The organism is Caulobacter sp. CCG-8 (assembly GCF_037402475.1).
Classification (GTDB): Bacteria; Pseudomonadota; Alphaproteobacteria; order Caulobacterales; family Caulobacteraceae; genus Caulobacter.
Map to the genome: position 1 here is coordinate 11,979 of NZ_JBBEUD010000017.1, position 12,543 is coordinate 24,521.

Annotated in this window: 9 protein-coding genes and 1 tRNA gene; 5 read left to right on the top strand and 5 right to left on the bottom strand. The window is 69.8% G+C overall.

Going from position 1 to position 12,543, the window contains the following annotated elements; translation table 11 throughout:
* Window positions 1-107: 107 nt before the first annotated feature.
* From WAE60_RS16705 to WAE60_RS16715, 3 genes are all read left to right on the top strand, one after another.
* Entirely contained in the window at window positions 108-3,386 is a 3,279-nt protein-coding gene (locus WAE60_RS16705) for a TonB-dependent receptor (RefSeq protein WP_337687593.1), read from the top strand.
* Window positions 3,387-3,470: 84 nt separating this feature from the next.
* Entirely contained in the window at window positions 3,471-5,024 is a 1,554-nt protein-coding gene (locus tag WAE60_RS16710; protein WP_337687594.1) for a tryptophan halogenase family protein, read from the top strand.
* Window positions 5,025-5,408: 384 nt separating this feature from the next.
* Window positions 5,409-6,284 (top strand): hypothetical protein, encoded by an 876-nt coding sequence (locus WAE60_RS16715; RefSeq protein WP_337687595.1) that lies wholly within the window; start codon window positions 5,409-5,411, stop codon window positions 6,282-6,284.
* Between the two features lie 16 nt (window positions 6,285-6,300).
* Here the strand turns inward: WAE60_RS16715 and WAE60_RS16720 are convergent.
* The 3 genes from WAE60_RS16720 to WAE60_RS16730 form a co-directional block, all read right to left on the bottom strand.
* Window positions 6,301-6,374, bottom strand: a tRNA-Cys gene (locus WAE60_RS16720).
* A gap of 87 nt (window positions 6,375-6,461) precedes the next feature.
* Window positions 6,462-7,553 (bottom strand): class I SAM-dependent methyltransferase, encoded by a 1,092-nt coding sequence (locus WAE60_RS16725; RefSeq protein ID WP_029913152.1) that lies wholly within the window; start codon window positions 7,551-7,553, stop codon window positions 6,462-6,464.
* Window positions 7,554-7,595: 42 nt separating this feature from the next.
* Window positions 7,596-8,822, bottom strand: a complete 1,227-nt coding sequence (locus WAE60_RS16730) for a class I SAM-dependent RNA methyltransferase (protein WP_337687596.1) — start codon at window positions 8,820-8,822, stop codon at window positions 7,596-7,598.
* Window positions 8,823-9,080: 258 nt separating this feature from the next.
* Here WAE60_RS16730 and WAE60_RS16735 point away from each other — a divergent pair, with 258 nt between their 5' ends.
* Window positions 9,081-9,713, top strand: a complete 633-nt coding sequence (locus WAE60_RS16735; protein ID WP_029913144.1) for a hypothetical protein — start codon at window positions 9,081-9,083, stop codon at window positions 9,711-9,713.
* Between the two features lie 119 nt (window positions 9,714-9,832).
* Here WAE60_RS16735 and WAE60_RS16740 read toward each other — a convergent pair whose 3' ends face one another.
* Window positions 9,833-10,564, bottom strand: a complete 732-nt coding sequence (locus tag WAE60_RS16740; RefSeq protein WP_029913139.1) for a TlyA family RNA methyltransferase — start codon at window positions 10,562-10,564, stop codon at window positions 9,833-9,835.
* A 110-nt stretch (window positions 10,565-10,674) separates the two neighbouring features.
* Here WAE60_RS16740 and WAE60_RS16745 point away from each other — a divergent pair, with 110 nt between their 5' ends.
* Window positions 10,675-12,171 carry an amidase family protein gene (locus WAE60_RS16745; RefSeq protein WP_337687597.1) on the top strand — a complete coding sequence of 499 codons (1,497 nt, stop codon included), beginning with the start codon at window positions 10,675-10,677 and terminating at the stop codon, window positions 12,169-12,171.
* Between the two features lie 7 nt (window positions 12,172-12,178).
* Here the strand turns inward: WAE60_RS16745 and WAE60_RS16750 are convergent, their stop codons facing one another.
* Complete coding sequence (locus WAE60_RS16750) at window positions 12,179-12,541, bottom strand: DUF1801 domain-containing protein (RefSeq protein WP_337687598.1); 363 nt, start codon at window positions 12,539-12,541, stop codon at window positions 12,179-12,181.
* Window positions 12,542-12,543 lie beyond the last annotated feature (2 nt).

Consider the following 12,543-nt stretch of genomic DNA (forward strand, 5'->3'; position numbering starts at 1 on the left):
AGTGTGTTTCCCGACGCAGGGACGGCGACTGACCGCCCAACCCCGCGTCGAGACGAAAACACCGGCGAGCACAGCCCAAAAGGGCGTGCTGATTTGGGAGAGGGAACGTGAACAAGAAGAAGATGTTGCTGGTCTCGACCGCGACGATGGTCTGGGCGACCGGCCTGCTCGTGGCGTCGGCGCAGGCCCAGACCAGCGGGGGCGCGACCAAGGATCCGCCCGAAGAGATTTCCGAGGTCATCGTCGTCGGCCAGCGCAAGGCCCTCCAGACGGCGCAGGACCTGAAGAAGAACTCCGAGCAGATCGTCGATTCGATCACCGCCGTGGACATCGGCGGCCTGCCCGACCGCTCGGTCACCGAGGCGCTGCAGCGCATCCCGGGCGTGACCATCGGCCGGACCAACCAGCCCCGCGACGTCGACCGCCTGAACGCCGAAGGCTCGGGCATCCAGATCCGCGGCCTGACCTGGGTCCGCTCCGAGTTGAACGGCCGGGACGCCTTCTCGGCGCGCGGCGGCCGGGCCATCTCGTGGGAGGACGTGACCCCCGAACTGTTCTCGGGCGTGGACGTCTACAAGAACCCGTCGGCCGACATCGTCGAGGGCGGCCTGGGCGGCACGGTGAACCTGCGCACCCGCATGCCGTTCGACAGCAGCAAGCGCCAGCTGGCCTTCTCGGCCGACTACACGCGCGGCGACCTGCGCAAGGAAGGCACGCCGTCGGGCAGCTTCCTCTACAGCGACCGCTTCGACACGCCCGACGGCGGCGAGTTCGGCGTGCTGCTGAGCGTGTCCAGGTCCAAGCTGAAGACCGCGGTGAACACCATCGCCGTCGACCCGTACGACGCCCACGGCGTCGGGGTCCAATCGTCCTACGACGGCGGCGACACGTTCAACTTCAACGGCGACAACTCGATCGCCGGCCAGCCGCTGTCGCGCGTGTTCGTGCCGGTCGGCGTGCAGTACCGCAACAACCTGCAGGACCGCGAGCGCGAGGGCTACAATCTGGCCTTCCAGTACCGCCCCAACGACAACCTCGAACTCTACCTGACCCTGTTCCGCACCGAGGCCAAGCAGACCTTCCAGGACCGTTTCGCCCAGACCTCGGCCTGCTGCTCGGCGACCAACAACCAGTCGTTCGTCGTGGGCCCGGCCGCCGGCACGGCGTTCACCTACGACGCCGACGGCAACTTCCTGAAGGGCCAGCTGGTCGACGGCGGCGGCGGCGGCAACGGCGTGTCCAACTCGTTCCTGCTGAACCTGGGCACCCGCTACGGCGTGGTCGAGGACAACACCAACGACATCTCGACCGGCTTCAGCTGGACCAACGACCGGTTCCTGGTGACCGGCGACCTGCAGTACATCTACTCGCACCGCGAGGGCACGGACCTGACGGTGTACAACACCGTCACCCTGCCGGGCGGCTTCGGCCTGGACCTGACCGGCGACATGCCGAAGATCACGATGGCCAACGCCACCAGCACGCCGTCGCTGTTCAACCTCTACGCCGCGATGGACCACATCGACGACAACGACGCCCGGGAATACGCGGGCAAGTTCGACGTCACCTACAGCTTCGACGACGACTCCTTCATCAAGGACGTCAAGGTGGGCGTCCGCGCCACCTCGCGCGACGCCACCTCGCGCGACGCCGGCTACAACTGGAACCTGATCTCGGCGCCGTGGGCCACGCGGGTCACCGCGACGGCCGACAAGTACACCCAGCACCAGGACACGGTGGCTTTCGACAACTTCTTCAAGGGCGACCTGTCGGTTCCCGGCCTGATCCTGCCGGCCTTCGATCTCGCGAAGAGCCCGACCGAGCTCTACAAGTACCTGAACGAGGTGGTCTGGAACGGGCCGATCCCCGGCGGCGGCCCGGCCTATAACGACGGCGAATACGGCTACTATCCGCCGGGCGGCCCCAACGGCACGATCCCGTCGTGGTCGCCGGCGGGCGGAACCTACAGCCCGTTCAAGCAGGGCACCATGATGAGCTACACGCCCATCTGGGCCCGTCCGAGCGGCGACATCAGCTACTGGCGTCCGCTGGGCGACGTGAACGCCGCCTTCGGCAACTCCGGCGGCCGCGGCGTCAACCGCCAGTGGGAAGACACCCTCGCGCTCTACGGCAAGGTCCGCTTCGGCAGCGACCTGGACGCCAGCTGGGGCGGCGAGCAGATGAGCTGGGACGGCAACTTCGGCCTGCGCGTCGTCAAGTCCAAGGTCGAGGGCCACGGCTACGGCACGGTCGGCTATATCGACCCGGGCCAGAAGCGGTTCGCCTCGTCCACGGCAGCCGCCAAGATCGACTTCGCCGACGGCCAGCCCTTCACCTCGGTCGGCGGCAGCGAATACACCGACGTCCTGCCCAGCCTGAACCTGCGCCTGAAGGCCAAGCCCAACGTCTTCCTGCGGTTCGCCGCGTCGAAGAACATCGTGCGGCCCGACTTCTACCAGCTGGACCCGTCGGTCAACATGTCGGCCACGCTGCAGTCGCGCAACGCGACGGTGGCGGACAACATCATCAACCCGGTCACGGGGGCGCCCTACACCCAGGCCCAGCTGGACACCGCGGCGGCCGGCGGCTCGGCTGTGCAGTACCACACGGACGTCGCCTTCGGCTTCTATTCGGGCAATCCGAACCTGAAGCCGATGCGCGCCAATTCGTACGACCTCTCGGGCGAATGGTACTTCCAGGGCGGCGGCATGGTGTCGGTGGGCGTCTTCCGGAAGGACGTCTACGACTACATCCAGTCCGCCCAGACCTTGATGACCGTCACCAAGGACAACGGGGAGTCGGTCCAGGCCGTCGGCACCGTGCCCCAGAACATGGGCCACGGCAAAATCTCCGGCGTGGAGATGCAGTATCAGCAGTTCTTCGACTTCCTGCCGGGTCCGCTGGCCGGGCTGGGCACGGAGCTGAACGCGACGATCCTGGACAGCAAGGGCACGCAGAACGCGTCCAGCAGCGTGACCGACTCGTCGCAGATCATCGCCTCGAAGCTGGACCTGCCGCTGGAGCAGCTGTCGCGCTACACCTACAACGCGACCCTGCTCTACAGTAAGTACGGCATCGACGCGCGCCTGGCCTACAACTGGCGCTCGCGCTACCTGATGAGCGCCTCGGCCTCGAACCTGATGGTCCCGGTCTATGCCGACGACTACGGCCAGCTGGACGGCTCGCTGCTGTACTCGGTGACCCCGCGGATCAAGGTGGGCGTCCAGGGCGTGAACCTGCTCAACGCCAAGACCGTGCTGGAGATGGACCAGCGGGATTCCTGGTACCTGGGCACGCAGGGGAACTTCTCCAAGTCCCTGGTCGCCAAGCACAGCTGGTCGGTGAGCGATCGACGTCTGTCGTTCATCGTCCGCGGGACTTTCTAGTCCCCAGCTGATCTTCTGCTCCAAAGCGGCCCCGCCGGCGCCACGCCGGCGGGGTTCGACTCAAACGAGACCAAGCAGGCGCCCATGGGAAACCCCGGGAAAATCTCGCACCTCGTGATCGTCGGCGGCGGCACGGCCGGATGGATGTCGGCCGCCTTCTTCTCCAAGGTCTTCACGCCCCAGCAGATGAAGATCACCCTGGTGGAGTCGGCCGAGATCGGCACGGTGGGCGTCGGCGAGGCGACCATCCCGCCGATCACCTTCTTCAACGAGGTGGTGGGCGTCGACGAAGGCCGGATGCTGGCGGCCACCGAAGGCTCGTTCAAGCTGGGCATCGAGTTCGTCGGCTGGGGCGACCCCGCCGGGCGCTACATGCACCCCTTCGGCAACTACGGCACGCCGATGGACGGCGTGTCGTTCCACGCCTACTGGCTGCGCGCGCGCAAGCACGGCTACAAGGCCGAGCTCCACGAGTTCTCGCTCAGCGACCTGGCGGCCAAGGCCGGCAAGTTCGACTGGCGCTCGGAAGATCCCCGCGATCCCCGCTCGGCCATGGCCCACGCCTATCACTTCGACGCCTCGCTCTACGCCAAGCTGCTGCGCGAAGTCGCCGAGGAGCGGGGCGTGCGGCGGCTGGAGCGGACCATCCGGGGCGTGACCCTGGACCCGCTGGACGGCACGATCGCCGCCCTCGCCCTCGACGACGGCGAGACCCTGGCCGGCGACTTCTTCATCGACTGCTCGGGCTTCCGGGCCCTGCTGATCGGCGGCGCGCTGGGCGTGGGCTACGACGACTGGTCGAACTACCTGCCGGCCGACCGCGCCGTCGCCGTCCCGTCCGCGCGGTATGAGGACCCCATCCCCTACACCCGCGCCATCGCCGACAGGGCCGGCTGGCGCTGGCGCATCCCGCTGCGACACCGGACCGGCAACGGCTACGTCTATGTCAGCGACCACATCGGCGACGACGAGGCGGCCGACGTCCTGCTGGCCAGCCTGGCGCGCGAGCATCCCGACAACAAGGTCCTGGCCGACCCGCGCTTCCTGCGGTTCGCCACCGGCCGGCGCAAGGCGTCGCGCTTCAAGAACTGCGCCGCCATCGGCCTGTCCAGCGGCTTCCTGGAACCCCTGGAGTCGACCTCGATCCACCTGATCCAGCACGGCCTGATCAAGCTGGCCGGCAGCTTCCCCCTGGCCAAGGAGGATCCGGCCGCCGCGGGGATCTACAACCGGATCATGGGCGAGGAGATGGAGCAGATCCGGGACTTCCTGATCTACCACTACCACGCCAACGGCCGGGTCGGCGAACCGCTGTGGGACCGGCTGCGCCACATGCCCGTGCCGGACTCGCTGCGCGAGAAGATGGAGCTGTTCCGCACCCGCGGCGCGACGATCTTCCCCAACCAGACGATCTTCCAGGAGCCGAACTGGCTGGCGATCATGATCGGGCATTCCGGGGAGCCGGAAGCCTACGACCCGCTAGCCGACCTGATGGACGAGCGCCTGCTGGCCGAGCGTCTGCACCATCTGCGCGTCGCCTGCCATCAGGCCGCCGCCCGCATGCCCAGCCACGCCCGCGCGCTCGAACGCTTCGCCGTCGATAGCCGTAAGGCCAAGGCCGACGCCCCGGCCGCCTAGGCGTCGCGTCGCACGGCGCGACCCAGGTCGTTTCGCCCCTCGAAGGGTTGAGGCTGGTCCCGGAACCTAAGCGGAGCCATACGCGTTCACCATGCGGTGGACGTCCCCGCTTTCAAGGTGTTACGGGATCACTTCGCTCCGACGTCGCTGCGGGCGCCAGCGATCCTGAAATGGTGGGTGACGATGCGACGACCGGAAACGGCGAAGAACTGGTCCTTCCGATCCTTCGTCCACAACCTGAGATCAGCACGGCATGCTGATCGTAAGCGCCTCGCCCAACGCATCCAGGCCTACTATCAGCGCACCTGCCACGACGGTAGCAGCACGGACTCCTTCTGGGCTCAGATCGACGATGGTCCGCGCGGCGATGCGCACCGTGTGCTGTTGAGCGGAACGACCGCCGAGGTCGCCGCCCTGCTGGCCAATCCGGCCGGCAATTCCCTCTTCTACGGCTTCGAAAGTCTGTACGCGGAGCAGAACCAGAGGCTCCGGAGCGACCCGAAATACCGCGCCGCCGACATCCAGCAGACGAGCGACCACCTCCTGACCCTGGCCTCCGCGCTCGGTGCCCCGGCTTCTGACGTGCCGGCGGCGGTCGAGGCCGTCGCCGGGGCCTTCGGCGCCCCCCTTGCCTTCCCCAACCCCTATCCGAACGAGATCGGCGTGGAGACCCCGCGGGGGATCATCTCCTACCGCCCCCTCCAGGCCATCTACCAGGCCAAGCGGCTGCAGCACCACGGCGCCGCGTCGGCGCTGGAGATCGGCGCGGGCCTCGGCCGCACCGCCTACTACGCCCACCAGCTCGGGATCACCGACTACACCATCGTCGACCTGCCCCTCACCAACGTCGCCCAGGCCTACTTCCTGGCCGTGACCCTGGGCGAGGACGTCGTGAGGCTGCACGGCGAGCCGGGGTTCGAACGGCGCGGCGGCGTCCGGATCGCGCCGCCGTCCTGGCTGGCCGCCAGCACCGACCATTTCGACGTCGTCCTGAACGCGGATTCCATGACCGAAATGTCCATAGGAACCGCCCGCGACTATCTCGACCAGATCTCCGGCCGCTGCCGCGTCTTCCTGTCGATGAACCAGTCGATCGACCACGCCATCAACCCGTTCTCGATGGCGCAACTCTTCGCCGAACGGGATTGGCGGGCCGACAGCTCCCCCTACCCGATGAGGCCGGGATATTTCGAAGAGGTCGTGGACCTGTCGGCCGTCGCGCCGGTCGCCGCCTCGGACTTGCGAGCCGTGGAAGCCTGAAGGCGATGAAGGGAGGTGGAGGCCCGGCCCGGAATCGAACCGGGGTGCACGGATTTGCAATCCGCTGCGTCACCACTCCGCCACCGGGCCATCCGGGTCAACGCAAGGAGCGTCGGCGAAGAGGTCGGTTCGAATACAGGAGCCCGTCGGCCTAGGCAATGGCCATGATGGCTGGGTTCAACAGGTCTTTTCCAGCAGCAGCGCCTTGGTCAGGAACGCCTGGTCGCTCGCGGCCACGCTCAGCCCCGCCGCGCCGAACAGGGCCGGCAGGTCGGTCTCGGCGTAGGTCGAGTAGTAGGGCTCGTGGAAATAGGCCGGAAAGGCCTCCAGCAGGCGCGACAGGTCCGGCTCGTCGGCCGGCTGCACCGAATCGGCGAAGGCCAGCACCCCGCCGGGCTTGAGCACCCGGGCGATCTCGGCGGCCACGACAGGGCGCACCCGGGGCGGCAGTTCGTGGAACAGGTAGACGCAGGTCACCGCGTCCAGGCTGGCGTCGGCGAACGGCAAGGCCTCGGCGTTGGCCTGGACCCCGCCCCGGCCCGAGCGGCTGCGGGCGGCGGCCAGATAGGCGCGCGACAGGTCCAGGCCCGCGATGGCGGCCCGCGGGAAGGCCGCGCCGAGATCGCCGAGGAACGCGCCCGACCCGCAGGCCAGGTCGACCAGCTTCAGCCCCCGCTGGTCCTTGCCGCGCCAGTGGCGCGCCAGCAGCGACAGGGCCCGGCGGCGCATCGCCCCGGCCGCGCCGGAGAACAGCGCCTCGACCTGGGCCTCGTAGCGTCGGGCGCTGGCGTCGGTGAACCAGCCGCCGGACTGGAAGTGGAAATTCTGCCGGTAGTAGTTGGGATAGCCCTCGCTCTCGGGCGTTTCGCGCACCTCGACTCCGTCGCCCCGGCGGCGGCGCTGGTCGACGGCGCGGGCGTCGGCGATCACGTCGAGCGCCTCGCGGAAGGCCTCGGCCGGATTGCCCGAACCGCCGTCGAACGGCGGATAGAGGCCGGCGGCCACGTCGGCGGCGTCCTTCTCGAACGCGGCCAGATACGCCTTGCGCAGCCGGGCGGTCGAGACCGGCGGCCCCTGCGGCTGGAACTTGACCTTGGCTTCGCCCCGGGTCGGCTGGGCCAGGGCGCGCGTGACGCTCCCGGCGGCGGTCCACCAGGCGGCCTTGACCGCCGCCTTGGCGCGCTGGCTGGCGCCGTCCAGGGCGAAGGCGCTCCGGCTCTTGGGAACGTCTTCCCGGGGTTCGCCCGCCTTGCCGGATCGCTCGTCCAATGGGCCTCTCCCAGATGGTCGCTCCGGACGGCCGCAACCGTCCTAGCGCGAGAACACCCCCACCAGCTCAATATGCGGCGACCACAGGAACTGGTCCACCGGCAAGACCCGCTCCAGGCGGAATCCGGCGTCGACCAGGATCTTGGCGTCGCGGGCGAAGGTGGCGGGGTTGCACGACACGCCGACCACGCGGGCCACCTTGGACTTGGCGATCTCGACGTGCTGCTCGAAGGCCCCGGCGCGGGGCGGGTCCAGCACGGCCACGTCGACCTTGTTCAGCTCGGTCGACAGCATCGGCCGGCGGGTCAGGTCGCGGGCCTCGGCGGTGATCGCCTTCAGCCCCGTCGCCGTGCCCAGCGCGCCCTTCAGGGCCGCGATGGCCGGGGCGGAACTGTCGGCGGCGTGGACGCCGGCAATCTCGGCCAGGCGGAAGGTGAAGGTGCCCACGCCGCTGAACAGGTCGACCACCTTCGACGCGCCCTGGGCCGCCTCGACCGCGAAGTCGACCATGGCCTTCTCGGCCTGGGGCACGGCCTGCAGGAAGCTGCCGGCCGGCAGGGAGACGATGGCCGGCCCCAGCTTCACCATCGGCTGGCGGGCCATGTAGATCATCTCGCCGGCCATGGTGACCCGGGCGAAGTCGTTCTCGCCGGCGATCATCGCCGCGCGCACCCGGGCGTCGGCCGATAGGCCGCCGCTCTTGGCCTCGACGCCGGTGATGTCGATGTCCAGGCCCGTGGCGGTCAGGGTCACGTGCAGGGTCGGGGCCGACTTGGGATGCTCCAGGAACGGCGCGGCCAGGCGGGCCAGGCTCGGGAAGGCCGCGACCAGCTTGGGATGGGTCACCGGGCACTGCTCGATGCGCACCAGGTTCCAGGAGCGGCGCTCCTTGAAGCCCAGCCGCGCCCCGCCCTTCCCGCCCCGGGCGTGCAGGGCGACGCGGCGGCGCGAGGCCGGCGGCGAGGCGAAGGTCGGCAGGATCTCGGTCTCCAGTCCCTCGCGGGCCAGCTGGAACCGCACCTGGTCGCGCTTCCAGTCCAGATACGGCGCGGCGTCCCAATGCTGGAAGGCGCAGCCGCCGCAGATCCCGAAATGCGGGCACGGCGGGGCCACGCGCTCGGGGCTGGGCTCCAGCACCTCGACCAGTTCACCGCGGGCGCCGGCCATTTCGGCGGTGATCAGCTCGCCGGGCAGGGTCAGGGGGACGAAAGAGCCCTCGGCGATGCCATCGCCCTGGGCGCCGACCGCCTGGATCCTCAGTTCACGCATAGAAAGTCCAATTCGCGGGGCGGAACCTTCACCGGGTCCGGCCATTTCAGGTGGTGATTTCGGGGACGCGGACGCCCGCCATGCCCGCGCCACGATCGACGCCGACAAGCTTTCGGACGCTCAATAGCGCATTCGAAGCGAATGCGCGTGAACGAAGATGAACGGGTCGCTCAACAGCCGTTCATCAAGGACTTGGCACTTTACGTCGGAAAGGCGGGTCCCAGCATCGGCGCGGACACGGTCGGAGGAGTTTTCAAGATGTTCAAGACCGTTCTCGGCGTCGCCGCCGCGGCCACCCTGGTCGGCGCGCTGGCCCCGACGATGGCCTCGGCCCAGGCCTACGGCGCCTATGGCTCCGGCGGCGCCTATGCCGGCGGCGGCAACTACGACAGCAACGGCTATTACTACGACCCCTGCCGCCGCAGCACCACGCAGCGCGGCACGGGCGGCGGCCTGGCCGGCGCCGGCATCGGCGCGGCGATCGGCAGCGGCGTGGCCGCCAAGGGCGCCCGCACCGAAGGCGCCGTGCTGGGCGGCCTGCTGGGCGCCATCGCCGGCTCGGCCATCGGCCGCAACTCGGCCGCCTGCAGCCCGGGCGCCAACCCGCCTCCGCCCCCTCCCCCGACCTACGGCCAGGGCGCCTACAACAGCTACGACCAGGGCTATGACGAGCGCTACGGCGGCGGCCGCTACGAGGACAGCCGCTACGGCGACCGTCGCGACGGCTACACCTCGGAGTCCGAGCGCGCCTATGGCGTGGCCGACAGCAAGTCGGACGCCAACGGCTGCACTCTGGCCGAAAGCCCGATCTACCTGCCCGACGGCCGCACCCAGAAGCGCTTCGTCCGCGTCTGCCCGGACGCCTCGGGCCGCTACCAGGTCGTCGACTAAGACACCCGATTTCTCATTCGATCATCTTGGGGCCGTTCACCTAGAGGTGGACGGCCTTTTCTTTGCGCCTTCAAAAAAACCGCTCATCCCGGCGAATGCCAGGATGAGCGGTTGAAAACCTAGCCCTTCACCGCCCACAGCAGGTGCTCGACCTGTCCGTCGCCGCCGGTGATCGGGCTGGGGGCCACGGCCTTGACCGTCCACCCCGCCGCCTCGACGAAGGCCCGGACCTGGGCGATGCAGTCGGCGATGACCTCGGGGTCCTTCACCAGGCCGCCCTTGCCCACCCGGTCGCGGCCGGCCTCGAACTGCGGCTTGATCAGGGTCACCAGGTCCGCGCCCGCCGCCGCCAGGTCCAGGGCCACCGGCAGGCATTTCTCCACCGAGATGAAGCTGACGTCGCTGACCACCAGGCCCGGCGTCTCGTCCAGATGGCCCTCGTCCAGCGTCCGGGCGTCGACGCCCGACAGGTCGACCACGCGCGGGTCGGCGGCGAGGCGCGGATGCAGTTGCTCGCGGCCGACGTCGACGGCGTAGACCTTAGCCGCGCCCTTCGACAGCAGCACCTCGGTGAAGCCGCCGGTCGAGGCCCCGACGTCCAGGGCGATCCGGCCTTCGACCGCGATCGGCCAAAGGTCCAGCGCATGCGCCAGCTTCAGGGCGCCGCGCCCCACCCAGGGGTGGGCGGCGACCCCTTCCAGCACGGCGGTCTCCTCGATCTCCTGCGAGGGCTTGGTCACGACCTTGCCGTCGGCCTTGACGGCCCCGGCCTCGATGGCGGCGCGGGCCTTGGCCCGGCTATCGAACAGGCCGGTCTCGACCAGCAGGATGTCGGCGCGTTTGCGTGTCATCCGGGGGCTGTAGCACGACTTGCGGAGCGGACGCCCTTGGGTTCACAGTGATCACTGATCACCGACGCACCCTAGACGTCGGGACAGGGAACCCAAAAAGGGGGAAACGCATGATGTCCAGACGCGAAGGCCTGGTGGCCGGCGCCGCCACGATCGCCGCCGCCGCATCCGACGCCGCAGCCAAACCCGCCGCCTCCGCGCCCTGGGCGCCCGACGCCGTCGAGATCGCCGGCCGTATCCGCCGCAAGGAGGTCAGCGCCCTGGAGGTGACCGAAAAGGCCGTGCGCGACGCCGAGGCGCTGAACCCCAAGCTGGGCTTCCTGGTCACCCCCGACTTCGACCGCGCCATCGACAAGGCCAAGCGGCTGGACGCGGCAACGGCCCCGCCGGCCGGCCCCTTCGCGGGCGTGCCGTTCCTGGTCAAGGACCTGGACGACTATGTGGGCCTGCCCACCTTCAGCGGCTCGCGCGCCATGCTGCGCAACCCGCCGGCCAAGACCCAGCCGGCCTATATCGACTGCTTCGACAAGGCCGGGCTGATCGTCATCGGCAAGTCGTCGACGCCGGAATACGGCTTCCTGCCCACCACCGAGCCGGAAGGCTTCCCGCCGACCCGCAACCCCTGGAACCCGGAACGGTCCAGCGGCGGATCGTCCGGCGGCGCGGCCGTGGCGACGGCGGCCGGGGTGGCGCCCTTCGCCCACGCCAGCGACGGCGGCGGCTCGATCCGCATCCCTTCGTCCAACTGCGGCCTGTTCGGGCTGAAGGTCTCGCGCGGCCGCCAGGTCCCCGGCCGTGAGCCCATGCGCGGCGTCGACCTGTCGGTGGCCCACTGCGTCAGCCGCAGCGTCCGCGACAGCGCCACCCTGCTGGCCGCCACCGAGCGCCACGGCGCCGACCAGGTGTTCCCGCCCGTCGGCCTGGTGACCGGCCCCGACACGCGCCGGCTGCGGGTCGGCCTGGTGGTCAACACCATGCTTGGCGCCCAGCCGAACGCCGAGGTCCGCGCCGCCGCCGAGAACGCCGGCAAGCTGATGGAATCGCTGGGCCACAAGGTCGAGCCGACGACCTGGCCGGTGGACGGGCCCGCCTTCGCCCAGAACTTCCTGGCGCTGTGGGCCAGCGGCGCGGCCGAGCTGGTCGACGCCGTCGCCCAGGCCATAGGCCGCAAGCCGGACGACAGCCTGCTGGAGCCCTTCACCCTGGCCATGGCCGAGCTGGTCGGCCAGATGCCGCCCGACGGCCTGCGCAAGGCCGTGGCCGATCTCCAGGCGGCCGGCCAGGCCTACGACCGCTGGCTCGACCGCTACGACGTGATCGTCTCGCCGGTCCTGGGTTCGCCGCCCGTGCCCCTGGGCTGGGTGTCCGGGACGGTCGACATCCCCCACCTGACCGAGCGCCTGAACGCCTATGTGGGCTACACCACCCTGCACAACGTGGCGGGCGCGGCGTCGATGAGCGTGCCGCTGCACTGGACGGCCGACGGGCTGCCCGTGGGCGTCCAGTTCGCGGGCCGGGTGGGGGCGGAGAAGACGCTGCTGCAGCTGGCCTACGAGCTGGAGGCGGCCCAGCCCTGGGCGGGGCGCAAGCCGCCCGTCAGCGCCTGACCCGCGGTCAGGCCCCGGCTTCGCGCCTGGCGCGCACGTCCCGCAGGATGTCGCGCACCAGGTCGAAGTCGATCGCGTCCGGCTTGCGGTAGCGGATGCAGCTCTTGCCGCAGTCGACGCCGGCCAGGCGGTCGGCGAACCGCGCCACGGCGGTCTGGCCGGCATAGAAGGCGATGTACTGCTTCTGGTCGTTGAAGGCGACGACCGGCGCGCCCGGCGGACCGTAGCCGGGCATGCCGTAGCTCATGCCTTCGGGCCAGCCGGCCAGCTCCTCGCGGCACAGGGCGCGTAGCCGCTCCAGGGCCGGCCGGCGCTCGTCGCCGACCTCGGCCATGAAGGCGTCGACGCTCGCCGCTTTCGACTGGACCATCG

Bases quoted from the DNA above. Each gene is read 5' to 3' on its own strand.
- WAE60_RS16710 (WP_337687594.1), top strand. From the start codon at position 3,471: ATGGGAAACCCCGGGAAAATCTCGCACCTCGTGATCGTCGGCGGCGGC.
- WAE60_RS16730 (WP_337687596.1), bottom strand. From the start codon at position 8,822: ATGCGTGAACTGAGGATCCAGGCGGTCGGCGCCCAGGGCGATGGCATC.
- WAE60_RS16735 (WP_029913144.1), top strand. From the start codon at position 9,081: ATGTTCAAGACCGTTCTCGGCGTCGCCGCCGCGGCCACCCTGGTCGGC.
- WAE60_RS16740 (WP_029913139.1), bottom strand. From the start codon at position 10,564: ATGACACGCAAACGCGCCGACATCCTGCTGGTCGAGACCGGCCTGTTC.
- WAE60_RS16745 (WP_337687597.1), top strand. From the start codon at position 10,675: ATGATGTCCAGACGCGAAGGCCTGGTGGCCGGCGCCGCCACGATCGCC.
- WAE60_RS16750 (WP_337687598.1), bottom strand. From the start codon at position 12,541: ATGGTCCAGTCGAAAGCGGCGAGCGTCGACGCCTTCATGGCCGAGGTC.